The sequence below is a fragment of the Paragemmobacter straminiformis genome (genome assembly GCF_014243445.1).
Taxonomy (GTDB): domain Bacteria; phylum Pseudomonadota; class Alphaproteobacteria; order Rhodobacterales; family Rhodobacteraceae; genus Paragemmobacter; species Paragemmobacter straminiformis.
In genome coordinates, this window is the sequence record NZ_JACLQD010000004.1 from 38,417 (window position 1) to 62,320 (window position 23,904).

The following is a 23,904-nucleotide window of genomic DNA, read 5'->3' on the forward strand; positions in this document are numbered from 1 at the left end:
GCGCGCCGATTTGCAATAAAACTTGCGCAAACGCAATATTCTGCTAGGCTCGTGCGTGACAGGACAGGTGGCCATGGACATTCCCTACAAGAAGCCCGCGACAGTCAAGGAGGTGCAGGCCCGCCTTGCGTCGATGAACCCCGACTTCAGCAAGGGCTCGCGCCGGATCGCGGATTTCCTGATGGCGAATCCGTCGATTGTTGCCGTGCTGTCCGCCGGGGATGTCGCGAAGCGTTGCGATGTCCACCCCTCGAGCCTTGTCCGTCTGGCGCAGGGGCTTGGCCTGTCGGGCTTTCGCGAATTGAAGACCGTTCTGCAAAATGACATTGCGACGACGAAGGAACTGACCGGCACGGTGCAACCCGCCATCGCCGTCCAGCGCGAACTGGGGGAAAGGCTGCGGCTGCGCTTGCTGGCCGAGTCGGGGAAATCCTTCAACCAGGCCGCAAGCGAGGCCGCCGAGCGCCACTGGTTAAACAAGCCCGAGGTCGAGTTTCACGCCGAATCGCACGTATCGCACAGCATCGGTGCCGAGGAATTGGCCCACCGGATCAGCGTGGTGTCAGCCGATGCCGATGGCATCCTGCTTGTCGCGCGCGAACACCCCGCGATCAATCGCGCGGTGCAAGAGGTGACCGCGCGGGGCATTCCCGTTGTCTGCCTGACAAGCGATCTTCCGGCATCGGGGCGCACCGCCTATGTCGGGCCTGACCAATACGCCTCGGGGTCGACCGCAGGTTGGTTCTGCGGGCGCCTTGCCCCCCGCCAGCAGGTGGGGCGCGTCCTTTTCGTGTGCAGCGTTCCGTTCCGCTGCCAGCTTGACCGCGAACAGGGGTTCCGGCAGGTTTTGCGGTCGGAATTTCCGATGCTGACCATCGAGGAACGCGTGGGTTCGGATGAAAGCGTCGAAGTCACCTACGAGGCGATACGCCGGCATATCGCCCAGAACGGCCCGCCGGTTGCGATATACAACGTCTCGGGGGCGAACCTTGGCATCGGGCGCGCGCTCGAGGATGAGGGCCTGGCCGGAACCACGGTTTTCGTCGGGCATGAGCTGAACGCCAACTCGCGGATGTTGTTGGAAAAAGGGATCATGGATGTCACCATCGGCCATGATTTCGACCGCGAGATCGCGCTCGCGGTCGAGGCCATCCGCATGGCCCGGAACGGGGTTCAGCCGGCCAGCCGCATCACGCCCAGCCTGCTTTACACCCGGCACAACTGCGCCATCGCCTAAGGGTCAGACCGCGAGCTTTTCGACCGGCACGGGCGGCGCAAAGGGGTAGGCGCCCCAGACCGACTGGTCGAAATGGATGACCGCGCCGGTCATCATGCCGGATTCGGAGGAGAGCAGGAAACCGACGGCCTTGGCGACCTCTTCGGGGGCGAGAAGGCGGCCGAAGGGTTGTTCTGCGGCGACCTTTTCAAGCCAATTCGCATCGGCGTGGTGATAGTCGCGCTGGATCCGGTCTTCGCCGTCGGATGCCATCCAGCCGATGTTCAGCTGGTTCACGCGGATCTGGTTCTTCATCGCAGCAAAGGCCGTGTTGCGTGTCAGGGTGGCCAAGGCCCCCTTGCTGCCGCAATAGGCGGCAATGAAGGGCTGGCCCGACAGTGCCGCAGCCGAGCCGATGTTCACGATGGCGCCCGGCGTGCCCTGCCGCACCATGACGCGAATCGCGTCCTGCATCAGGAAGAAGGGCGCGCGGGTGTTGATCGCGAACATGCGGTCGAAAAGCGCCTCGTCCGTTGTGAGGATATCGCCGCGGTCGGTGATTCCTGCCGCGTTCACCAGCATGTCGACGCGACCGAAGGCCTTGTCGGCGGCCGCGACGACCGTGCGGACATCTGTTGCAACGCCCAGATCGGCCTGCACGAAGCGCACATCGCAGCCGGTTTCGTCGCGGATGGCATCGGCCACCGCTTTGCCTTTTGCGGCGTTGCGCCCGCAGGTTACCAATCCCGCCGCACCTGAACGCGCCAGCTGCCAGGCAACCGCCGCGCCAAGCCCCTGCGTGCCGCCCGTCACCACCCCGATCTTTCCGTCGACCCTGCTCATCCTGTCTTCCTCCACCGTTCGGATTGCGCCGCGACCGCTTCGCACTGATTATTGCGAGATGCGGTTGTTGCAAAATTTCTATTGACAGATATGCGCTGATGCAACAGTTTTTGCGCAACTGAAAGAATTACTGCACTTGGGGAGGGGATATGTTGCGAATTGCTGTTCTGGGATGCGGACGCATCGGCCAGATGCACGCGGCGAATGTGGCACGGCATCCGCGGGCGACGCTTGCGGGGGTCTATGACCTGCACCAGCCCTCGGCTGACCGCGTTGCGGGGGAACAGGGCGTTCGGGCCTTTGCCTCGGCGGCGGATGTCTTTGCCTCATCCGATGTCGATGCGGTTCTGATCGCGACGGCGACCCCGACCCATGCCGATTACATCGAACTTGCCATCGCGGCGGGCAAGGCCGTGCTGTGCGAAAAGCCCATCGACCTGAACCTTGCGCGGGTCGAGGCCTGTGCCGCCAAAATCAAGGGCAGCGCGCTGCCGATCCAGCTTGGTTTCAACCGCCGCTACGACCCCGGCCACAGCGCCGCGCGCAATGCGATGCTGGCGGGCGAGATCGGCGAGTTGCATCAGGTCATCATCACCTCGCGCGATCCGGGCATTCCGCCCCGCGCCTATCTGGAAGCGGCGGGCGGTCTGTTCCGTGACATGACGATCCACGATTTCGACCTTGCCCGCTTCATGCTGGGCGAGGAACCGGTCGAGGTCTTTGCCATCGGCGGCGCCTTGATCGACCCCGCCCTGGGTGCCGCGCTGAACGAGGTGGACAGCGCCATGTTCATCCTGCGCACCGCTTCGGGCAAGCAATGCCACATCAACAACTCGCGCACGGCCGTTTACGGCTACGACCAGCGGGTGGAATTGATGGGCAGCAAGGGGATGCTGATTTCCGACAACCGCAAGCCCCACGAAATGCGCCGCTACACCGCGACGACGACCGAGACGGCAGCACCCTACCAGTTCTTCTTTCTCGAACGCTACAACGAGGCCTTCATGGCCGAGATCGACGGCTTTGTGGATTGCGTCGAAAAAGGCGCGACCCCGCTTGCCAGCTTCGAGGACGGCCGCCGCGCGCTGATCCTTGCCGAGGCCGCCTATCTGTCCATGCAACAAGGCCGGATGGTCAAGGTGTCCGAAGTCAAAGCCTGACGGGACCGCCCGAGGGCGACCCGACGCCGCGCCCGCCTGACGGGGGGCGCGCCCTGAAAAGCCGTGCCTGACGGCAGGTGAGGAGATTTGCCGTCAGCACCGCCAGCCCATCCCTTTGTGACGCACGCAAAGGGGCAAAGTGGTCCTCCGATCCGGTGAAAGCCCGAGGGGATCGCAAAAACCCAGTGGAGGATGACAGAATGAAATTCAACATGACCCGCCGCCAGTCGGTCAAGGCGCTTGCCGCAGGGACGGTGGCTTTCGCCCTGTCCGCAGGCATGACCTTTGCCGACAATGCCGATGTGAAGATCGGCTTCACGCCGAAATTCCTGAAAGACGACTTCCAGACCCTGATGCTGGACCTGTCGAAGAAGGCGTTCGACGCGAAGGGCTTCACCCTTGTCGGCGCGCCTGATCCGAACGGCGATATTGCGGCACAGGTCGATGCGCTGACCAACCTGATGGCCAATGGCGCGAATGTCATCGTCTTTGCCCCGCTCGATGCCGCAGGCATTGTTCCGGTCGTGGAAAAGGCCAATGAATCCGGCGTTCTGGTCTTTTCGATCGACGACAGCCCGGCGGGTGGCAAGGTTACGGCAACCGTCCGCGCCGACAACGTCGATGCCGGCGCGCAGGGTGCCAAGGAAATGGCCAAGCGTCTGGAAGCGGCCCCGTGCTGGAAAGACGACAGCTGCATCGTGCTGGAACTTCAGGGCGCGCTGACCACGCCGAACGGACTTGACCGGTCGGAAGGCTTTGCCAAGACGCTGGCTGAACTGGCCCCCAAGGTGCAGATCATCCAGCGCCCGACCGAATGGACCGCCGACATGGCTGCCGATGCCGCGCAAAACGTGCTGACGCAGAACCCGAACCTTGCCGGGATCTTCATGGCGTCGGAACTGATGGCGACCGCCGTCAACGCGCAGCTGAACGCCGCAGGCAAGGGCGCTGCCGTGGGCGAGGAAGGCAACGTCATCCGCATCGCCATCGACGGCACGCCGCAGGGTCTGCAACTGATCCGCGACAAGGCGCTGGATGCGACCGTTTCGCAGCCGCTCAGCGCCTATGCCACCAAGACGGCCGAGTTGATCGAACTGGTCAAGGGCGGCGGCACCATCGAGCTTGGCAAGCGTGACGACGGGCAGGTCATCGATACCCCGGTCGGCCCGCAATACCAGCTGAACGCGACGCTCGTGACCGCCGAGAACGTCGACTCGCCCGATCTCTGGGCAAATCAGGTCGGCAAGTAAGCCTGCATGAACATCGTGGATCCAGAGATCATGGACAGAACGCAACCCATCGTCGAGATGCGCAACATCTCCAAGACCTTTGGTTCCACGAAAGCCTTGCGGGGCGTGGATTTCACCGTGATGCACGGCGAGGTTCACGCCCTTCTGGGGCGCAACGGGGCCGGAAAGAGCACGCTTGTGTCGACCATGAGCGGGCTTGTCGCGTCAGACACCGGAACCATCCGCATTTCAAGGACCGAAGTGGCGGCCAACGGTCAGCCCTATGCCGCCAGAATCCGAGACGACATCGCGCATGTCCAGCAGACTCCCCAGCTTTTCAACCTGTTGACCGTGGCCGAGAACCTGTTTCTGGAAAACCCGCTTGTCCGCAGGAAATTCGGCATCGTCAGCCACAGGCGCATGATGTCCGAGGCGCAGGCGTTGCTTGATAAATGGAACATCGACATCCGCGCCGAGGCGCTTGCCGGCGAACTGAGCGCGGGCACGCGTCAGCTTCTGGAAATCATGAAGGCGCTGAGCCGTGGCGTTCCCGTCATCATCCTTGACGAACCCACCGCCGCCCTGAGCAATGCCGAGAAGCGCATGCTTTTCGAACAGGTCAAGGCGCTCAAGGCGCTTGGAATTTCGTTCATCTACATCTCGCATCACCTCGACGAGGTGTTCGAGGTTGCCGATACCGTGACGATCCTGCGCGACGGGCAGGTGGTGAAGGAACGCGAGGATGTCGGCAACCTCAACGTCGAGCTGATCGCCGACCTGATGATGGGCGAAAAGACCGCCCGCTCGGTCCGCGTGGACCATACGCAGGCAGATGCGCCTGTTCTGTTGCAGGCAAGGGGGATCGGGCTTTACCCCGTTTCGGCGGAAGGGGTCGATTTCGAGATCCGGCCCGGCGAGATCGTGGCGCTGGCCGGCCCTGTCGGTGGCGGCAAGGAAGCCTTGGCGATGATGCTTGCCGGCCAGTTGACCCCCTATAAGGGCAAGGTCAGCGGTGCGGGCGGCACGCTTCCCACCATCGGGCTTGTGCCGACGGACCGCCATGCCAGCGGCTATGTCGGGATCCTGGGCGTGCGGGAAAACGTCGCCATCGGCGGGCTTGATGTTTTGTCGGGCCGCTTCGGCTTTATCGACCTCGACAAGGAGGCCGCGCATGTCGGCAATCTGGCGCGGCAGACGAATGTGATCGCCTCGTCGCTGGAGCAGGCGGTCAGCCAGCTTTCGGGCGGCAACCAGCAAAAGGTCGTCTTTGCGCGCGCCCTTTGCCAGAACCCGCAGGTGATCGTCGCACTCAGCCCGACGCGGGGTGTCGATGTGGGGGCCAAGGAACAGCTTTACGCCCTGTTGCGCGATCTGGCGAGCAAGGGTCTGGGAGTCATCGTCGTCTCGGACGAGGAGGACGAGATTTCCCAACTGGCAAACAGGGTCGTGATAGTCTTCGAAGGCAGGATCACGGGCGAATTGCGCGGAGACTACACGATGAAAGACTTGATTTTGCGCATGGAGGGCGTGGCATGAGCAGTGCAATGACAGGACAGGCAAAGGCCGGAACGCCGGCGGGCCGGTCGCGGCTTTCGGCCTTTGGCAGCGCCTTTGTCGCGGGCGGCTATACCATGTATCCGGTGCTGGCGCTTCTGGTGCTTGTGGGCGCCGTGGTCGCGCCGAACTTTGCCACGGGCATCAACCTGATCAACATCCTCGAACAGGTCAGCGTGCTTGGCCTGACGACCATCGGACTTACCTTTGTCGTGCTGATCGGACGGCTTGACCTGTCGCTTGAAGGCATCGTCGGTTTTGCGCCGATGCTGGCGGCGGTCTGTCTTGTTCCGGCAACGGCGGGCGGCTTCGGGATCGAATTGCCGTCATGGATGGGACTGGTCGTCGCCTTGGGCACGGCGGGGTTGATCGGGTATTTCAACGGTTTCATGGTCGTGCGGGTCGGGTTGAACCCGTTCATCTCGACGCTTGGCCTGCTTGTCCTGCTGCGCGGTGGCGTGCTGATCGTGTCGAACGGGCGGTCGATCTATTCGCCGGGGCCTGCGCTGACCTACCTCGGGTCGGCCAAGTTGTTGGGGCTTCCGGTGTCGGTGCTTGTCTTTGCCTTTGTCGCGGTCGCCATCGGTCTGGTGTTCAAATACCACCGCTACGGGCGCGCGCTTTATGCCATCGGCGGAAACGAAGATGCGGCGCGGGCGGCGGGTATCAACGTCGACCGCGTGATCTGGTCGGCCTTTGTCTATGCCGGTCTGCTTGCCGGTCTGGCAGGGGTGCTGATGACGGGGCGGCTCGACTCGGCCGTCACGACGCAGGGGCAGGGCATCATCTTCTCGGCCTTTGCGGCGGCGGTGATCGGCGGCGTGAGCCTTGGCGGCGGGCGCGGCACGATGGTCGGCCTTGTCAGCGGTGTGCTGCTGATCGGCGTGATCAACAACCTTCTGACGCTGGCGCAGGTGCCATCCTTCTACGTTCAGGCATCAACGGGTGCCGTGATCATCGTGGCGGCGGTATTGACCACCGTGGCAAGCCGCCGGTCGAGCGGTGTGCGCACCCGCACCTGAGAGGGGCGGGGAAAAGGGAAACTGCCGCCATCTGTGACGGATGGCGGCAGGTTGCTTTGGCGGTGTAGGCTGGGACGAAACGCGGGAGAGCGGCGATGAAGACCCATGCCATCGGCAAGACCGGCCTTGTCATCACGGATATCGGCTTTGGCGCGGCGCCCTTGGGCGACATGCCCGACACCTATGGCTACGGCGTCGACGAGGCGACGGCGCGGGCGGCAATAGACGCAATCTTCGACGGGCCTTCAAACCTGCTCGACACATCGCGGAATTACGGATTTGGCCGGAGCGAGGAACGGATCGGCGCGGCGATCCGTGCGCGGGGCGGGTTGCCGAAGGGGTTTGTCCTGTCAACAAAACTTGACCGCGACATGGAAACGGGCCGCTTCGACGGCGATCGGGCAAGACGGTCGTTCGACGAAAGCCTGACGGCGCTTGGGCTGGAGCGCATTCCGATGCTGCATTTGCACGATCCCGAACATGCCCGCGACCTGACCGAGATCACGCGGACAGGCGGCGCGCTGGACCAGTTGTTCCGGCTGCGCGAGGAGGGGCTGGCAACGGTCGTCGGGCTTGCGATGGGGCGGCTTGACATGATGCTGCCGCTTGTCAGGGACTGGCCCTTCGACGTGATCCTGAGCCATAATCGTTACACGCTGCTCAACCGTTCCGCCGATGCGCTGTTCGATCTGGCGCAGGCGAAGGGTATGACGGTGCTGAACGCGGCCCCCTATGCGGGTGGTGTGCTGGCCAAGGGCAGCGCCACCGTGAAGAAGATCACCTATCAGGACAGCACCGAGGCCGCCTTGGCCCCTGTGCGCGCGGTCGAGGCCCTTTGCGACCGGCACGACATTGCCCCCGGCGCTGCGGCGCTGCAATTCTCGCAGCGCGATCCGCGCATTGCCTGCACCATCGTCGGGGTGTCGCGGGCCGAGAGGGTCAGCCAGACGCTGGACTGGGCAAGGGCAGCCGTTCCGGATGCGGCATGGCGCGATCTGGACAGCTTGGACTATTCGACCGTCGACCCCGAAGCCGAGCGCGTCTATCGACCGGGTTGAGCGCCCAAAAGGCTGCGGCATCCGGCCCCGAAAGGGGCCGGTGCGTGCGTTTCCTTGCGGCGATGGGTCAGAACTTCAACCCGTATTGCGCGTTCATCACCAGACTCCCCGCCGAGCCCAGGGTGACGCTTTCCTCAAGCTGGCCAGCGCCGAGGGCGTGGCTGTAACGAAGCTCAAGGCCCGTGCTGAGTGAAGTGGCCGTGCCTTCGAGGTCGAGCGCCAGATCGAAGTTGCGCTGTCTGGCGGCATCGTCCTGCGACAGTTCGATGCGCGCGGATAGCCCGCAGTCGGTCGTCAGGTCGTTGAAACCGTGGTCGCAGAACAGACCGGGCGTGACCGACAGCAGCATGGGCGAGCCGGGCAACAGGTCTTCGACCCTGACGCTGGCGAAAAGCCGCATCCCGATCACTTCGGGGACGGTCACGCTGCCTGCATCCTTCAGCAGGCCGCGCGTCAGGGTCAGGTCGCCGTTTCCGCCCGGCGACCATGCAAGGTCGATCCCGGCTCTGGGCGTGAAGGCAAGCCCCATTGCCTGCGCCTCGCCCGAGAGCGCGGCACCGGCAAAGAGGGCCCCGTAGGTATAGGCTCCGTGGGCGTCGATGACGCCTCCGACACGGTCGAAGGCGAAGTCGAACCCGTGGCGACCGGCCGCAAGACCGAGGTAATAGTCGAAGTACAGATCCTCGCCGAGGCGCTGCGCCCCGTAGAGCCCGGCGTTGAGCCCGAAGCCGAGGATCGTGCCCGATGCGCCCGCCGAGATGTCGCTGCGCGTCGCATAGGCCCCGATGAAATGCCCTTGCAGGCGATCGGTGCCGACAAGCCTTTCCTTGCGGACCGAGAGGTTGACCATGGTCTGGCTGAGGCCGCCGTCGGATGACATGTGGCGCGCGCTGCCCGACAGGATGCGCCAGCTGCCCGTGGCGCATTCGCGGTCTTCACGGTTGAAGCCCGCGTCGAGACGGTTGCCATTGGCCCCGCTGTCGCTGTCGAAGGAATGGCTGGCCGTCGAGGTATCGACGCAGCCATTGGCCCCCGGCGCGTCCTCGATCAGGGTCAGGACGACGCCGCCCTTTCCCGCGCGACCGGCACCCGCCGCACCATAGCCGCGCGCCGCGATCTGCCAGCCGTCAACATGCCGGTCACGCAATCCCGCCACGATTGCGGCGGCGCGGGCATCTGTCAGACCCTGCGCCGCATCTGCCGCTTCTTGCGCATCGGCGTAGACGCCGATTTCGAAGCGGCTGTCCGGACAGCGGCGCAATCCGGCTGCGATACGGTCGAGCGCCTGTTCCGACCCCGGCGACAGCGCGGCGCCGTCGAAGGTGATCGGCTGTTCGGCAAGGATCGTCTCGATCTGCGTCTGGCACAGCGCCTTGTCCTGCGACTGGAGCCGTTTGAGCGCAGCTTCGGCATAGCCCTGCATGGTCTTGCCCTGCTGCTGAAGCGTCATCGCAAGATCATCGCGCAAGATCGCCTCGACATCGGCCTTGACCATCGGCAGCAGGTCGGCGTCGAGGGGAATGTGGTTGTGGACCACGCCGTTCGACGTGTTCGCGATATTGGAGGGCACGAAGACGAAATCGAAGGACATGTAATAGAGTTTCGACGTGCCCGAGGTTGGCACGGCATCGGCCACCACCGGCTGGATTCCTCCGCCCAATGAGGGGGACATCGCCCCCGCCGCAGGCTTGTAGACCGCCGAAGGCTTGTATCCCGGCCGCTCGACGCGCAGCCGGTAGGTGCCGCTCGGTGCGATTGAAGGGTCCAGAATATAGACGTAGATGCCGCTGGAATCGGTCACGCTGCCGTTGGTTTGGCCGAGCGTTGTGTTCAGCCAGTCGTCCGGAACGGGGATGCCGTTGTATTCCAGTGTGACCTTTGCCCCGGCCAGCGGCGCGAAGGTTTCGGAGTCGTAGACGACCCCACTCGGGTCGATGGAAAAGGCGTCCTGACGGACCTGCATCGCGCCCGCATCGACGGACAGGTCCGTGATGCGGTTGCCCGAAGCCGCGCCGCCCTGACTGACGGCCGTCAGCGGGGCCGAAGGATCCGACGCGAATTCCACCCCGTAAGTGCCGGGCGGCAGGCCGGTGAAGGCATAGCTGCCATCCGCCGCCGTGACGACCGATCTCGGCACGCCATTGTCGAGGACGTAGTCATAGACCCCCGGCGCGGTCTCGGTCAGCAGATAGACCGTCACACCCGCCTGCGGTGCAAGATATTCCCGCACGGTCCCGCCGATCTCGCCGGGGAATTGGGTTCCCGTCGCTTCGCCGCTGTCGGTGTTGTTGCCGGTGACCTTGCTTTCGGCCGACACTGCCGGTCCGCTGGGCGGGGTTCCCGTCACGGTGGCAAGGTTTTCGACCCCGCCTGCCGCTATCGCCCCGGCGTCGAGCCGGAAGCTGGCGTCAAACGTCCAGACCTCGCCGACATCCAGTGTATCGTCGGTCAGGATGCCGCGCGGGGTCGGCCCCGACGTCAAGGTCAGGCTGTTGCCCTTCGCGTCCCTGAAAGCGTCGTCAAGCGTCACGTTCGTAAGCGTTACGTTGCCGGTGTTCTCGACCTCGATCGTGTAAAGCAGGGTATCCCCGACACGCACCCCGTCATCCAGCGCCGAGTCGTCGACCGTCTTCTTGACCGAGATGACGGCTTTCGCCGCCAGCGTGGTCGTGGTCGGCGCGCCGTTGCCGGTGCCTGCGGTGGCGTTGCCTGTGCTGGCCGATGAGGATTCGACGCTGATCCGGTCGCCGCTGCCCGAGGGCGGGTTGGCGCTGGCGACGGCAAGGTTCTCGACCTTGCCCGCGTCGATGTCGCCCTGCGTCAGGGCATGGCTGGCCGAATAGGTCCATGTCTCGCCCAGATCGAGCTTGGCATTGGTGTTCGCATCGCCCGAGACATAGGCCTCGTCCGTTGTCAGCGCGTCGACAAGGGTGACGCCGGAAAGGGTGGCGTTTCCGCTGTTGGCCACGTTGATCGTATACGAGATCACCTCGCCGACCTTCGGCGCTGCGGAGAGAGCGGTTGCGTCGGCGACCTTCTTCACCGTCATGGCGGGGGAGGCCGCCAGCGTGGTTGTGGTCGGTGCGCCGTTGCCGGTGCCTGCGGTGGCGTTGCCGGTGCTGGCCGATGAGGATTCGACGCTGATCCTGTCGCCGCTGCCCGAGGGCGGGTTGGCGCTGGCGACGGCGAGGTTCTCGACCTTGCCCGCGTCGATGTCGGCCTGCGTCAGGGCGTGGCTGGCCGAATAGGTCCATGTTTCGCCCAAGTCGAGCTTGGCATTGGTATTGGCATCGCCCGAGACATAGGTCTCGTCCGTTGTCAGCGCGTCGACAAGGGTGACGCCGGAAAGGGTGGCGTTTCCACTGTTCGCCACGGTGATCGTATACGAGATCACCTCGCCGACCTTCGGCGCTGCGGAGAGAGCGGTTGCGTCGGCGACCTTCTTCACCGTCATGGCGGGGGAGGCCGCCAGCGTGGTCGTGGTCGGCGCGCCGTTGCCGGTGCCTGCGGTGGCGTTGCCTGTGCTGGCCGAGGAGGATTCGACGCTGATCCGGTCGCCGCTGCCCGAGGGCGGGTTGGCGCTGGCGACGGCGAGGTTCTCGACCTTGCCCGCGTCGATGTCGGCCTGGGTCAGGGCATGGCTTGCCGAATAGCTCCATGTCTCGCCCAAGTCGAGCTTGGAATTGGTGTTCGCATCGCCCGAGACATAGGTCTCGTCCGTTGTCAGCGCATCGACAAGGGTGACGCCGGAAAGGGTGGCGTTTCCGCTGTTCGCCACGGTGATCGTGTAAGAGATCACCTCGCCAACCTTCGGCGCTGCGGAGAGAGCGGTTGCGTCGGCGACCTTCTTCACCGTCATGGCGGGGGAGGCGGTCACAGCCAGCAGAGTCTGGTCATTGGTCGTGTTGCCGTCGGTATCGTCACCGTCGTCGGTGACATCGGTCACGGCCGCGCCCGTCGGCGGCGTTCCTGCCACGGTCGCGGTGTTGGTCAGGCCGCCCGCGTCGATATCGGCCTGGGCGACGAGATAGGTGGCGTGAAAGCTTGCCGTCGCGCCCGGAGCCAGTGTCGTCGACCCCGAGGCGAGCGTGAAGCTGCCGAGGCTGTTGGTCGCGGATGTCAGATCGGCCTTCTTGAGCGTGTCGCTTTGCACCGTGACGCCGGTCAAGGTGACATTGCCGGTGTTGGTCGCGGCGACCGTGTAGGTGACCGTATCGCCTGCGGACAGGCCGCTCGGGACCACATCGTTCGTGATCGCGGCGGTCTTTACGCCGTCGATGGCGGGGGATGCGGGCAGCAGCACGATGGCCCCGCCCGATGCGGCGGGTGCGCTGGAGGCGGTCGAGGCCACGCCATTCGCGGCACTGTAGGCGGTGACTGCCGTGCTGGTTCCGGACTCGGCCGCCGCGACGCTGGCGACGTTCTCGACCTTGCCGGCATTCACCTCGGTTTGCGTGAGGGTGTGGCTGACGGTCCAGCGCCATGTCTGGCCGGGTTGCAGGACCGAGGCGTTGGTCAGGGCCGCGGCGTTGTCGACCGTGCCGTCGGAATTGGTGTCGAGCCCGAGGTAGGTTCGGGTCGTGGCGAAACTGTCGGCAAAGGCCGAGTAGACGAGGTTCGATGTCCCCGTGTTCTTGGCGGTCACGATCCAGCCGATGCTGTCGCCGGATTTGGCGTTCGGCACCGAGGCGTCGGAATCTGTGGCGGTCTTGGTGACGGTCAGTTCGGGGACCGTTGCGGTGACGGCGTCGTAATAGGTGTTCAATTCCTGAACCAGCGAGGCCGGACGGAAGTTTGCGCTTCCGATGAAGCTCGAGGCTGCGGTGCCGTCGAAGACATAGGTCCTGTTTCCGCCGCTCTTGGTCAGGTCGGCGAAGAAGTTGGTGCCGTCGGTCGGGCCGACACGATCGAAGTAAAGGCTTTTGGCGGGGTTGAACGTGTTGGCGATGGAGACGCTTTCGCCTTCGGGCAGCATGAAGCCGAAGCCCTCGATCTTGCCGCCCGGCTGGTCTAGCCAGTTCACGCAGACAAGGAAGCTGATCGTTCCATTGGTGGAACCGGCCACCTTGGCCGGGTCGACGGTCAGCCTTAGGGTGACGGCCACATCGTTGCCCTGGCTGTCGCAGCCCGTCTGGATGGCCTCGAAGCGGCCGCTCGCGGTGTCCTGGACGAATTCGACGTTGGAAATGCCCGGAACGGACAAAAGGCTGGCGGGCGAGCCGATGTTTTGCAGCTGCGATCCGTCGAAGGTGCCATAGCCCACATCGCGGAAGGCGACGGCCACCTCGGTCGCTGTTGCGGCTTGCGCCGAGCCCATCGCCAAGACGAAGGCCAGGCTTTTCAAGCCGGAGGAGGCCACGGCGAGGTGACGGTGGAGGAAAGATTTGGGCATTTGGTGGAAAACCGCGATGAGGACTGTCGACCCCTGACAGCAAGAACCGTGCCGTACTTCCCGGCTTTGGCCGAGTCCTGTCGGCAAATGCCATGTTTGCCCGGCCAGAGGCATGTCTTGCAGACTTTATGCTGCCGCCTGCGTGGATCGGGTCGCGGTCGCCGGATTGCGGCAGATGCCCGTCTGTGCCGTGGAAACGGGGGCGTCTGACGGTGCCGGGCCGTGCCTGCAAACGGCAGCCATGTTCCGGTGACGGTGGTCCGGCCGATGTTGGACCCGTCGGGAGGGCCGCGCGGCTTTCTGGCCGTCTTGTGCGGCGATCCTGCACGCCGCAGGCGGGTACCGGTGACGGGTGGTCTGCGCGATTGGCGTGGCCCCTTGCCGAACGGCGGGGCGGGCGGGAATTTCGGCGGCCGTGATTGCCGAAGCCGCCGGAAGAGGCGTAGACATCCGGACGGGTTCCGGCTGTGGCCGGAGCGGTGACCGTTGCGCTGCCTGCTTTGGGGGAAGAACGCGTTGAAGATGACGGATATGAACCTGCGGGTGGTCGTGCGGGGCCGTGCGTGCCGGATGGCCTGCGTTGCGCGGGGGCGGTTGTGCTGAGCGGGCTGCGCAGGGCCGAGGCGGCGTTGCGGCGTGTCGGCATCGACCGCTACATGATGCTGCTGTTCCTGACCGTTCTTGCGGCCAGCCTTGCACCCGCGCGGGGCGAGGTTGCGGCGGGGTTGAAGCAGGTGACGTTCTGGGCGGTTTCACTTTTGTTTTTCATCTACGGGGCGAAGCTGTCGACGGCGACGATCCTGTCGGGGCTGACGAACTGGAAGTTGCAGACGGTCATCCTGCTATGCACCTTTGCGCTGTTTCCGCTGCTCGGGCTGGCGCTGAACCCGCTGGCGGGGCTGTGGCTTCCGGCGGCGATGGGGATCGGCTTCCTTTACATCGGCTGCCTGCCTTCGACGGTTCAAAGCTCGATCGCCTTTACGTCGGTCGCGGGGGGGAATGTGGCGGGGGCGGTCTGCGCCGCGTCGATCTCGAACCTGATCGCGGTGGTGCTGACGCCGGTGATGCTGGCGCTGCTGGTGCCGCAGGGGGGCGAGCATGCGGTGGATGCCGGGGCGATCTGGACGATCTGCAAGCAGATATTGCTGCCCTTTGCCTTGGGCCAACTGTGCCGGCCGCTGCTGGCCGATTTCCTGAACCGGCAGAAATTGCCGACGATGATCGTGGATCGGGGGTCGATCCTGCTGATCGTCTACGCGGCCTTTTCGGCGGGCGTGGTCAACGGCATCTGGAGCAAGCTGTCGGCAGGTGCGCTGGTGCTGACGGTGGGGCTGTGTTTTGCCATGTTCGTGGTGGTCGTCGCCGTGGCGCTGGCGGCGGGGCGGGCGATGGGGCTGGGGCGGGCGGACCTTTATGCCGTGCTGTTCTGCGGCTCGACGAAAAGCCTTGCCACCGGATTGCCGATGGCGGGGATTCTGTTCGCGGGGCCGGACCTGCCGCTGATCGTGCTTCCGCTGATGGTCTATCACCTGATGCAGCTGGTGCTATGCGCGCTGATCTCGCAGCGGGCGGCCGGCTGAGGCCGCGTCACTCGAGATTGGTGTGACGGGCGCGCATGGCGTCGGGCGGTTCGCCGAGGTGGTCGCGCAGGGCGAGGACGAGAAGCTCGAAGGCGAGGAACTGGGCGCCTTCGAACAGAGAGCCCATCGGCAGGACGCTGGTGGCGGCAGGCCCCTTGTCATTGGCCATCGTCTGGGCGGGGATGAGGAAAACGCGGTCCGCGGCCCGTGACGCGCTGCCCTGCGGCTGGGCGGTGATGCAGGCCACGCGGGCGCCGGCGGTGCGGGCGACACCGATCAGCCCGTCGACGGTGGAAAAACCGCCCGGACCCGCGCTGACCAGCAACAGGTCGCCCGGGCCGACCGGCGGGCAGGACATGTCGCCCACGACATGGGCATCGAGGCCCATGTGGTAAAGCCGCATGGCAAGGGCGCGCATCATCAAGCCCTCGCGTCCGACGCCGTAGCAGACGATGCGGCGGGCGGCGGCAAGTTCGTCCACCATGCCCGACATGGCCGCAGGGGCGATGGCGGCGACGGCTTCGCGGATTTCGGCGGCGGCGCGGGTGGCTTGGTCGGCCAGTGACATGGGGAAACCTTTCGTTGCGCCAAGGGCGGGGTCGGCCCAATCTGCGGCAAAGATCGGCCTTCGTCGAGCGGGACGGGAAGGCCGGACGGTCTTGGCAGGCTTGCGGTGGAAGGGGGAAGGGGTCAATCTACCTTTGCGTGTAATTGTCCCCTTGTGCGAGTGATGCGATGATCTATCCGGTGTTGTTGTGCGGCGGGTCCGGCACGCGGCTTTGGCCTTTGTCACGCAAGAGCTTTCCCAAGCAGTTCACGGCGTTGTCGGGGCCGGAAAGCCTGTTTCAGGCGACGGTGCGCAGGGTCGGGGATGGCCGCTTTGCGCCGCCGGTCGTGGTGACGGCGGCGGATTGCCGCTTTATCGTGGCCGAACAGATGCAGGCCGCCGGACGCGACCCTGCGGCGATATTGATCGAGCCCGCGCCGCGCGGCACAGCCCCCGCGATACTGGCGGCGGCATTGCATTTGGCGGCAAAGGGGCCGGAGACGCTGATGCTGGTCTTGCCCTGCGATCATGCCATGCCGGATGCGGCGGCCTTCCGGCAGGCGGTGGACCGGGGCAGGGCCGCCGCGTTGGAGGGGCGGATTGTGACCTTTGGCATCACGCCGACGCGGGCCGAAACGGGGTATGGCTGGCTTGACCCCGTAAAGGCGTCGGGCGACGTGTCGGGCGGGGCGGCTGTTGCCCTGCGCGGCTTTGTGGAAAAGCCCGATGCCGCCGCCGCCGCGCTGATGCTGGCCGAGGGCGGGTATCTGTGGAATTCCGGCATGTTCCTGTTCACGGTCGGGACCCTTCTCGATGCCTGCTTGCGCCATGCCCCCGATCTGCTCGCCCCGGTCGAAGCCGCGATGCGGGGGGCGCGGGCCGATCTGGGGTTTCTGCGGCTGGACCCGGCGGCATGGGCGCGGCTGCCCTCGATTTCGATCGATCATGCGGTGATGGAGCGGTGCGACGGGCTGGTCGTGGTGCCTTTCGCGGGAGAATGGGCCGATCTGGGCGGATGGGACGCGGTGGCGTCGGCCATGGGAACAGACGCAGCGGGCAATGCGCTGGGCGGTGCCGTGACGGCGATCGGTTGCGAGGGGTCGTTGCTGCGGTCCGAGGATGCGGGGGTGGAACTGGTGGGTATCGGCCTGCGCGGGATCATTGCCGTGGCGTCGGGGGATGCCGTGCTGGTTGCCGATGCCGCACGGGCGCAAGAGGTGCGGCTGGCGGTGGATGCCCTGCGCGCCAAGGGGGCGCGGCAGGCCGAGCATTTCGCCCGCGACCATCGCCCCTGGGGCTGGTTTCAGACGCTGGCGCTGTCGGACCGGTTTCAGGTCAAGCGGATCGTGGTGAAACCGGGGGCGGCGCTGTCGCTGCAAAGCCATGTGCATCGGGCCGAGCATTGGGTTGTCGTCTCGGGCACGACGCGGGTGACCATCGGGGGCGATGTCCGGCTGGTGAGCGAGAACCAGTCGGTCTATGTGCCGCTTGGTGCGGTGCATCGCCTGGAGAACCCCGGCAAGGTTGCGATGCATCTGATCGAGGTGCAGACGGGCACCTACTTGGGCGAGGATGACATCACGCGCTACGATGACGTCTATGCGCGCCCCGTCGATGGCGCGGCCTTCCAGAGCGAGTCGTAGACGCTGCGGATGCCGGCGACCTCGGCCTCGATGCCGAAGAGGCCTGTGGCGCGGTCGCGGGCGGCGGCGGCGGCGGCGGCGTGGCGGGCCGGATCGGACAGCAGGGCAATGGCGGCGTCGGCAGCACCGGCCCAATCTTCCTGCGCGACGATCTCTCCTGCGGTCTTGCCCACGAATTCGGCGAAATGTCCCGCCTGCGAGGCGATCACCGGCACGCCGCAGGCCATCGCCTCGAGCGGGGTCATGCCGTAGCCTTCGTAGCGGGGCAGGGCCATGAGGAGCGCTGCACCCCGCAGGATGCCGGGCATCGCGTCCGAGGGCACCTCGCCGGGAAAGAGGATGCGGTCGGTCAGGCCGGCGGCGGCGATCTCGGCGCGCAGCGTGGTGAGGAAGTCGGCCTCGGCCGGTTTCGCCATGCCGAGAACGACGGCGGTCGCTTGCGGCAGATGCGGCAGGGCGCGGATCATCGCCTTGACGAAAAGGTCGGTGCCCTTTTCGTTGCGGATGCGCCCGACGGTGACGATGCCGTAAGCGCCGGGAAAGCCGGTTGCGGCCCATGCCTTGGCGCGGTCGGCGGCGGGGGTGAAGCGGGCGGTATCGACGCCATGCGGCACCACGGCGCGCACATGGGGCACCAGTGCGGCGGCCAGCGGTGTCGTCGCCACGACCGCGTCCATCCGGCTGATGAGCCAGCGCGGCAAAGCCGAATGGCGGCGCTGGGCGGCCGAGGTAAAGACGATGCGCACAGGCAGCCGCAGGATATCGCGGGCGACGAGTGCTGCCAGCATTTCCGCATTGCGGCGCACATGCCAGATCGCGAAGGGCAGGCCCTTTGGCACGTTGCGCGACAGGGAAAATGCCCGCAGCACCGGCACGGGGGCAGGGCAGTCGGGCAGGGGGTGGCCTACGAGAACAGCGTCAAGCCCGCGCTTCTGCGTTGCCAGAACGGCCGCCGCAGTGGCCGATACGCCGGTAAAACGCGGGTTGAAATTGGTCACGAACAGCGCGGGCATGAAACTCGTCCTAAGGCTGTGCCCATACGTGGTGAGGGTTGTCCGGCTGTCAACCCTGACGCGCCGAAGCGTAGCGCCATCGGTGGCGAAGCGCCGTCGGCGGCTTGTGAGCGGAACGGGGCGGGGATATAAACTTTGATTAACGCAAGCGCCCCCGCCGGCGCGAAGGGATGCGATGCCAGAACCTCGGACCGTGATATATTGGCTGTCGGACCGCCTGATCCGAGCGGCCTTTGCCGTGCTGATGCTGATGCCCTTTCCCCTGCGGCGGCGGGTTTGCGGCTGGCTTATGTCGCGGGTGGTGGCCCCATTGGGCGGCTATCGCGCGCGTATCCGTGAGAACCTTGCGCTGGTGCTGCCCGATCTTCCCGAGGCGGAGGTGGCACGTCTGGTCCGCACGGTGCCGGAAAATCTGGGCCGGTCGCTTGCCGAACTTTATTCCGCGCCGGATTTCCTGAAGCTGATCCGCGACGAGCCTTTGACCGGGCCGGGCGTGGAGGCCTTGGCGGCGGCACATGCGGCGGGGCGTCCGGTGATGCTGGTGACGGGGCATATCGGCAATTACGATGCGATCCGCGCCGCGCTGATCTTGCGGGGCTATCGTGTCGGGGGGCTGTATCGCCCGATGGCGAACCCTTTCTTCAACGAACATTACGTCAGGGCGATTTCGGGCATCGGCAAGCCGCTGTTCCCGCGCGGGCGCAAGGGGCTGGGCGACATGGTCCGCTTTCTGCGCTCGGGCGGGATGCTCGGGGTGGTGTTGGACCAGAGCATGGGCGACGGCGTCCCGCTGAGTTTCATGGGGCACGCGGCGCTGACGGCGCTGTCGTCAGCGGAACTGGCGCTGCGCTATGACGCGCTGGTGGTTCCGACCTATGGCATCCGGCGGGCCGATGGCGGGTTCGATCTGATCGTGGAGGCGCCGGTCCCGCATACCACCGCCGCCGAGATGACGCAGGCCTTGAACGACAGTCTGGAGGCGCAGGTCAGGGCGCATATGGACCAGTGGCTCTGGACGCACCGGCGCTGGAAGACGCGGCGGCGGCGAGTGCGGAAAAAATAAGCGCCGCCGTGCGTTCGGTCGCGTCGCCCTCGGCGGTGACGACCTGCCGCGCGGCCTGTGTCATCGCATCGCGCAGCGCGGGATCCTGCAATTGCACAAGCGCGGGGGCAAGGGACTCGGTGGTGATGTGCGCGGCACCTCCGGCAATGTCGAGCCGCGCGTAGAGATCGGCGAAATTCTCGACATGCGGGCCGTGCAGGATGGCGGCGCCGTGCAGGGCGGGTTCGTAGGCGTTGTGCCCGCCCACGGGTTCGAGCGAGCCGCCGATGAAGGCGAGCGGGCAAAGATCGAACCAGAGGCCAAGCTCTCCCAATGTGTCGGCAAGATAGATGTCGCCCTGTGGCAGGTCGCCCCGGCTGCGCTGGCTGACGGCGAAGCCCGATTGCTCGAGGTCGGCGCGGATCGCGGCGGCGCGGTCGGGGTGGCGCGGGGCGAGGATCAGAAGCGCATCCGGCAGGGATTGCTGGACCAGCCGATGCGCGGCGGCGGCGGCGGCTTCCTCGCCCGAATGGGTCGAGGCGGCAAGCCAGAGCGGGCGCTGGCCCGTCGCCTGCCGGCAGCGCGCGAGTTCGGCCGCGTCGACCGGAATCCGGTCGGCCCCGCGTTTGAGCGAGCCGGTCACCTGCAGGCGGACGGGATCGGCGCCGAGTTGCAGCAATTTGCGGGCGGCGGCGGGATCGGGCGCGGTGAGGGCCGAGAAGCGGCGCAGCAGCGCGCTTGCCAGACCGCCAAGGCGCGACCAGCGGGCAAGCGAGGCATCCGAGATGCGCGCGTTGACCAGCAGCAAGGGGATGGCGCGGCGGTGGGTTTCGCGAATGAGGCGCGGCCAGAACTCGCTTTCCACCATGACGGCGACATCGGGCCGCCAATGGCGCAGGAAGCGCCGGACGGGGCGGGGAAAGTCGAGCGGCAGGAATTGCACGATCACGCCCTGCGGTGCGCGTGTGGCCATCAGGCGGGCCGAGGTGACGGTGGTGCAGGTCAGCAGGACGTTCGCCTTGCCGCAGATGGCCGAAAGCAGCGGCAGGACCGACAGGCCTTCGCCCACGCTGACGGCATGGACCCAGACAAGGGGGCCTTCGGGGCGGGGCAGGGCGGTTTCCCCCAGCTTTTCGCGCCAGCGGGCGGGATCTTCCTTGCCCGCGGCCAGCCTGCGGCGAAGCAGATGCGGCGCGAGCGGGGCAAGAAGCGCGGTAAGCCCGAGATAGGCCCAGAGCAGCGCCGAAGCGGGCGGGGCGGGCGGATCTGTGAAAGGGGCGGTTGTCATGGCGACAGGATTACACTGCCCGCAGCCGTCAGGCCAAGCCGGAACTGGCGCGGCGGGGGCTTTCCTGCGGCGCCGGCACTCTGCTAGCACAAGCGGATGGGGGTGCGGGATGCTGACCTGTTTCAAGGCCTATGACGTGCGCGGGCGGATCGGGGTCGATTTCGATGCCGGTATCGCCTGCCGCATCGCGCGGGCCTTTGTGGCAGAGACGGCTGAGGCAGGGGCGGCTGTGGCAGGGGCGGCTGTGGCAGGGATGGGCGCAAGGCGCGTGGTTCTGGCACGCGACAGCCGCGCCTCGTCTGCCGGAATTGCGATGGCGGTGGCGGAGGCCCTTGCGGCGGTCGGGGTCGAGGTGCTGGACCTCGGGCTTGCGGGGACCGAGGAGATGTATTTTGCCACGGCCGAGACGGGGGCGGTGGGCGGCATCTGCGTAACCGCGTCGCACAATCCGAAAGACTATAACGGGATGAAACTGGCGGGCACCGGAGCGGCACCGCTTCCAAAGGACGTCTTTGCCGCGATCCGCGCGCGGGCCGAAGCGGCGGGGGACGCGCCCGATGGCATGGCTGCGCGCGCGTCGGGGGGCCGCGTGACCGATGCCGCCCATCTGCGGCGCGACTATGCGGCGCGGATCGCGGGGATGGTGGACCGCGCGTCCCTGCGCCCGCTGCGGGTGCTGTTCAACTGTGGCAACGGCGCTGCGGGACCGACACTCGACGCGGTTCTGGATGCCTTGGGCGATGTTCCGCTGGCGGCGCTGCGGATGCATCACGAACCGGACGGGGCCTTTCCCAACGGCGTTCCCAACCCGCTGTTGCCCGCGAACCGTCCGGTCACAGCGCGGGCGGTGCTGGCGCAGGGGGCTGATCTGGCGGTGGCCTTCGACGGCGATTTCGACCGCTGCTTCCTGTTCGACGAGACGGGCGCTTTCGTGCCGGGGGAATATGTCGTGGCGCTGCTTGCCCGCGTCTTTCTGGCGCGCGAGGCGGGGGCGCGGATCGTGCATGATCCGCGCGTGGTGCTTGCCACCCGCGACACGGTGCGGGCGCTGGGCGGAGAGGCGGTCATGGCGCGCACGGGGCATGGATACATGAAACAGGCCCTGCGCGAGACGGGGGCGGTCTATGGCGGCGAGATGTCGGCGCATCACTATTTCCGCGACTTTCACGCCTGCGATTCCGGCATGATCCCCTGGCTGCTTGTGCTCGAGGAGATCGGGCGGAGCGGCAAATCCCTGTCAGAGCTGGTCGCCTCGTATCGCGCGGGCTTTCCCTCGTCGGGCGAGATCAACTACAGCGTTTCCGATCCGGCAGCCGCAATCGAGAGCGTCGCGCGGCACTATGCGCCGCTGGGCGGGCAAGAGGACCATACCGACGGGCTGTCGCTCGACTTCGGGGATTGGCGGCTGAACCTGCGGGCGTCGAATACCGAAAGCTACCTGCGCCTGAATGTCGAATCGCGCGGCAGGCCCGATCTGGTGGAACGGGCGGTGGCCGAGATCGGTGCTTTGCTGGCGGGGGTGCCGTAGGCTTGGCCCCTGCCGCGTGCGGGGGCCCTGCCGCGCGCGGGGGGCTGTCTGCCCCCCGGGATCGCCTGCGGCGATCCTCCCCCCGAGGATATTTGTTCGAGTATGAACAAGGCGGGCTCGCTGCCCCTTCATCCTTGTCCAAATACTCAATTCCTGCCGTGTGGGCGTAGCGCCGCCGATGGCGAAAGATGGCCCTGGCAGGGCGCTGTCACATGACGGCGCCGATCTGCCACGGCACGAATTCCGCCCCGCCGAAGCCCAACTCCTCGGACAGCGACTTCTGCCCCGAGGCGACGGCGATGATGCGGTCGAGGATTTCCTCGCCCTTCTTCTCGATGCTCACCCCTTCGGTCAGGATGTCGCCGCAGTTGATGTCCATATCCTCGGCCATGCGGGCATACATTTCCGAATTGGTGGCGAGTTTGATGCAAGGTGAGGGCTTGTAGCCCGAGACCGAGCCGCGCCCCGTGGTAAAGACGATCATGGTCGCTCCGCTCGCGATCTGGCCCGTGACCGAGCAGGGGTCGTATCCGGGGCTGTCCATGTAGACAAAGCCCGGCGTGGTGACGGGTTCGGCGAATTTGTAGACGCCCGAAAGCGGGGCGGTGCCGCCCTTGGCAACGGCGCCGAGCGATTTTTCGAGGATGGTCGTCAACCCGCCCTTCTTGTTGCCGGGCGAGGGGTTGTTGTCCATCTCGCCCTCGTTCCGGGCGGTGTAGTCTTCCCACCAGCGGATGCGGTCGATCAGCTTTTCGCCCACCTCGCGCGAGACGGCGCGGCGGGTGAGCAGGTGTTCGGCGCCGTAGATTTCGGGTGTCTCCGACAGGATCGTGGTGCCGCCCATGCGGACGAGGAGGTCCGAGGCATGGCCGAGGGCCGGGTTGGCGGTGATGCCCGAATAGCCGTCCGATCCGCCGCATTGCAGGCCGATCACCAGTTTCGAGACGGGCGCGGGCGCGCGCGGGGTCTGCGAGGCGACCTCTGCCATCTCGCGCAGCACCTCGAGCGCCTTGGCGATGGTGGCGCGGGTGCCGCCCGTGCCCTGAATGGTCATGTAGCGGAAGTTGCCATCGGGGCGCAGGCGGCCCTGCCCGACCAGGTCGGGGACCTGCATCACCTCGCAGCCGAGGCCCACAAGAAGGATGCCGCCGAAATTGGCGTTGCGGGCATAGCCTTTCAGCGTCCGCATCAGGGTCTGGTAGCCCTCGTTCACGCCCGACATGCCGCAACCGGTCTGGTGGACGATGGGCACGATGCCGTCCATGTTCGGCATGGAATTGAGGACGGGGTCCTTCTCGGCCGCTTCGGCGATGAACCGCGCGACCGAACCCGAGCAGTTCACCGAGGTCAGGATGCCGATGTAGTTGCGCGTGCCGACCTGACCGTCGGCGCGGTGGTAGCCCATGAAGGTTTTCGGCTCGAGCGGGGGCAGGGGCGTGCATTCCGCGCCGATGGCGTAATCGTCGCTGTGCGGGGCCATGCCGAGGTTGTGGCTGTGGATATGCGCGCCCGCTGCGACATCGGTTGTCGCCTGTCCGATGATCTGGCCGTAGCGCAGCACGTTCTCGCCCCTGGCAATCGCCCGGGTGGCGATCTTGTGGCCGCGCGGCACGGGGGCGGGGAGTGCTATGCCTTCGACGGCCGCACCCTTGGGCAGGTCCGCCAGCGCGATCACCACATTGTCCGACCCGTGCAGACGGATCACTCCGGCCTCTGTCACGCCCATGCCACTGTCCCCTTGCCTTGCGCCCGCCTAGCTTGACAGCGGGGCGTTCCTGCCTAACATGTT

At 66.1% G+C, this 23,904-nt stretch carries 16 protein-coding genes; 10 read left to right on the forward strand and 6 right to left on the reverse strand.

The features are described from left to right. The first annotated feature begins 73 nt into the window (after nt 1-73). On the forward strand, nt 74-1,237 hold the full coding sequence (locus tag H7F16_RS13600; protein ID WP_185798174.1) for a substrate-binding domain-containing protein: 1,164 nt from the start codon (nt 74-76) through the stop codon (nt 1,235-1,237). 3 nt (nt 1,238-1,240) lie between these two features. Here the strand turns inward: H7F16_RS13600 and H7F16_RS13605 are convergent, their stop codons facing one another. Then, nucleotides 1,241-2,059 carry an SDR family oxidoreductase gene (locus H7F16_RS13605; RefSeq protein WP_185798175.1) on the reverse strand — a complete coding sequence of 273 codons (819 nt, stop codon included), beginning with the start codon at nt 2,057-2,059 and terminating at the stop codon, nt 1,241-1,243. 149 nt (nt 2,060-2,208) lie between these two features. Between H7F16_RS13605 and iolG the strand changes: the two genes are divergently transcribed. From iolG to H7F16_RS13630, 5 genes are all read left to right on the forward strand, one after another. Next, entirely contained in the window at nt 2,209-3,219 is a 1,011-nt protein-coding gene (iolG, locus tag H7F16_RS13610) for an inositol 2-dehydrogenase (RefSeq protein ID WP_185798176.1), read from the forward strand. A gap of 200 nt (nt 3,220-3,419) precedes the next feature. Further along, nucleotides 3,420-4,469: a sugar ABC transporter substrate-binding protein gene (locus tag H7F16_RS13615; protein WP_185798177.1), complete on the forward strand. Its 1,050-nt coding sequence runs from the start codon at nt 3,420-3,422 to the stop codon at nt 4,467-4,469. 6 nt (nt 4,470-4,475) lie between these two features. Then, a complete protein-coding gene (locus H7F16_RS13620; RefSeq protein ID WP_185798178.1) occupies nt 4,476-5,984 on the forward strand; it encodes a sugar ABC transporter ATP-binding protein in 1,509 nt (502 codons plus the stop codon). Beyond that, on the forward strand, nt 5,981-7,024 hold the full coding sequence (locus H7F16_RS13625; protein WP_185798179.1) for an ABC transporter permease: 1,044 nt from the start codon (nt 5,981-5,983) through the stop codon (nt 7,022-7,024). The genes H7F16_RS13620 and H7F16_RS13625 overlap by 4 nt, the downstream gene beginning before the upstream one ends. 95 nt (nt 7,025-7,119) lie before the next feature. After that, nucleotides 7,120-8,082 (forward strand): aldo/keto reductase, encoded by a 963-nt coding sequence (locus H7F16_RS13630; RefSeq protein ID WP_185798180.1) that lies wholly within the window; start codon nt 7,120-7,122, stop codon nt 8,080-8,082. A 67-nt stretch (nt 8,083-8,149) separates the two neighbouring features. Here H7F16_RS13630 and H7F16_RS13635 read toward each other — a convergent pair whose 3' ends face one another. Next, a complete protein-coding gene (locus H7F16_RS13635) occupies nt 8,150-13,474 on the reverse strand; it encodes a DUF7507 domain-containing protein (RefSeq protein WP_185798181.1) in 5,325 nt (1,774 codons plus the stop codon). A 563-nt stretch (nt 13,475-14,037) separates the two neighbouring features. Between H7F16_RS13635 and H7F16_RS13640 the strand changes: the two genes are divergently transcribed. Beyond that, nucleotides 14,038-15,054: a bile acid:sodium symporter family protein gene (locus tag H7F16_RS13640; RefSeq protein WP_338402009.1), complete on the forward strand. Its 1,017-nt coding sequence runs from the start codon at nt 14,038-14,040 to the stop codon at nt 15,052-15,054. A 7-nt stretch (nt 15,055-15,061) separates the two neighbouring features. Here H7F16_RS13640 and H7F16_RS13645 read toward each other — a convergent pair whose 3' ends face one another. After that, on the reverse strand, nt 15,062-15,622 hold the full coding sequence (locus tag H7F16_RS13645; protein WP_185798182.1) for an SIS domain-containing protein: 561 nt from the start codon (nt 15,620-15,622) through the stop codon (nt 15,062-15,064). Nucleotides 15,623-15,789: 167 nt separating this feature from the next. Between H7F16_RS13645 and H7F16_RS13650 the strand changes: the two genes are divergently transcribed. Then, the gene (locus H7F16_RS13650) at nt 15,790-17,244 is read left to right on the forward strand and encodes a mannose-1-phosphate guanylyltransferase/mannose-6-phosphate isomerase (protein ID WP_185798183.1); all 1,455 of its coding nucleotides are present in this window, start codon (nt 15,790-15,792) and stop codon (nt 17,242-17,244) included. On the opposite strand, the gene H7F16_RS13655 is transcribed toward H7F16_RS13650, so the two are convergent. Continuing rightward, entirely contained in the window at nt 17,199-18,257 is a 1,059-nt protein-coding gene (locus tag H7F16_RS13655) for a glycosyltransferase family 4 protein (RefSeq protein ID WP_185798184.1), read from the reverse strand. The genes H7F16_RS13650 and H7F16_RS13655 overlap by 46 nt on opposite strands. Nucleotides 18,258-18,432: 175 nt before the next feature. Between H7F16_RS13655 and H7F16_RS13660 the strand changes: the two genes are divergently transcribed. Further along, nucleotides 18,433-19,320 (forward strand): lysophospholipid acyltransferase family protein, encoded by an 888-nt coding sequence (locus H7F16_RS13660; RefSeq protein ID WP_185798185.1) that lies wholly within the window; start codon nt 18,433-18,435, stop codon nt 19,318-19,320. Here H7F16_RS13660 and H7F16_RS13665 read toward each other — a convergent pair. After that, entirely contained in the window at nt 19,244-20,587 is a 1,344-nt protein-coding gene (locus H7F16_RS13665) for a 3-deoxy-D-manno-octulosonic acid transferase (protein WP_185798186.1), read from the reverse strand. The two genes, H7F16_RS13660 and H7F16_RS13665, sit on opposite strands and share 77 nt — an antisense overlap. Nucleotides 20,588-20,696: 109 nt before the next feature. On the opposite strand from H7F16_RS13665, the gene H7F16_RS13670 reads away from it, so the two are divergent. After that, nucleotides 20,697-22,115: a phosphohexomutase domain-containing protein gene (locus H7F16_RS13670; protein WP_185798187.1), complete on the forward strand. Its 1,419-nt coding sequence runs from the start codon at nt 20,697-20,699 to the stop codon at nt 22,113-22,115. Nucleotides 22,116-22,323: 208 nt separating this feature from the next. Here the strand turns inward: H7F16_RS13670 and H7F16_RS13675 are convergent, their stop codons facing one another. Further along, nucleotides 22,324-23,841 carry a UxaA family hydrolase gene (locus H7F16_RS13675; RefSeq protein ID WP_185798188.1) on the reverse strand — a complete coding sequence of 506 codons (1,518 nt, stop codon included), beginning with the start codon at nt 23,839-23,841 and terminating at the stop codon, nt 22,324-22,326. Between the last annotated feature and the right edge of the window lie 63 nt (nt 23,842-23,904).

Excerpts from the sequence above, each read along its gene's own strand:
- H7F16_RS13660 (WP_185798185.1), top strand. The coding sequence starts at position 18,433 with ATGCCAGAACCTCGGACCGTGATATATTGGCTGTCGGACCGCCTGATC.
- H7F16_RS13650 (WP_185798183.1), top strand. The coding sequence starts at position 15,790 with ATGATCTATCCGGTGTTGTTGTGCGGCGGGTCCGGCACGCGGCTTTGG.
- H7F16_RS13630 (WP_185798180.1), top strand. The coding sequence starts at position 7,120 with ATGAAGACCCATGCCATCGGCAAGACCGGCCTTGTCATCACGGATATC.
- H7F16_RS13645 (WP_185798182.1), bottom strand. The coding sequence starts at position 15,622 with ATGTCACTGGCCGACCAAGCCACCCGCGCCGCCGCCGAAATCCGCGAA.
- H7F16_RS13625 (WP_185798179.1), top strand. The coding sequence starts at position 5,981 with ATGAGCAGTGCAATGACAGGACAGGCAAAGGCCGGAACGCCGGCGGGC.
- H7F16_RS13635 (WP_185798181.1), bottom strand. The coding sequence starts at position 13,474 with ATGCCCAAATCTTTCCTCCACCGTCACCTCGCCGTGGCCTCCTCCGGC.
- H7F16_RS13670 (WP_185798187.1), top strand. The coding sequence starts at position 20,697 with ATGCTGACCTGTTTCAAGGCCTATGACGTGCGCGGGCGGATCGGGGTC.
- H7F16_RS13605 (WP_185798175.1), bottom strand. The coding sequence starts at position 2,059 with ATGAGCAGGGTCGACGGAAAGATCGGGGTGGTGACGGGCGGCACGCAG.
- H7F16_RS13665 (WP_185798186.1), bottom strand. The coding sequence starts at position 20,587 with ATGACAACCGCCCCTTTCACAGATCCGCCCGCCCCGCCCGCTTCGGCG.
- H7F16_RS13600 (WP_185798174.1), top strand. The coding sequence starts at position 74 with ATGGACATTCCCTACAAGAAGCCCGCGACAGTCAAGGAGGTGCAGGCC.
- H7F16_RS13615 (WP_185798177.1), top strand. The coding sequence starts at position 3,420 with ATGAAATTCAACATGACCCGCCGCCAGTCGGTCAAGGCGCTTGCCGCA.
- H7F16_RS13655 (WP_185798184.1), bottom strand. The coding sequence starts at position 18,257 with ATGCCCGCGCTGTTCGTGACCAATTTCAACCCGCGTTTTACCGGCGTA.
- H7F16_RS13620 (WP_185798178.1), top strand. The coding sequence starts at position 4,476 with ATGAACATCGTGGATCCAGAGATCATGGACAGAACGCAACCCATCGTC.
- iolG (WP_185798176.1), top strand. The coding sequence starts at position 2,209 with ATGTTGCGAATTGCTGTTCTGGGATGCGGACGCATCGGCCAGATGCAC.
- H7F16_RS13675 (WP_185798188.1), bottom strand. The coding sequence starts at position 23,841 with ATGGGCGTGACAGAGGCCGGAGTGATCCGTCTGCACGGGTCGGACAAT.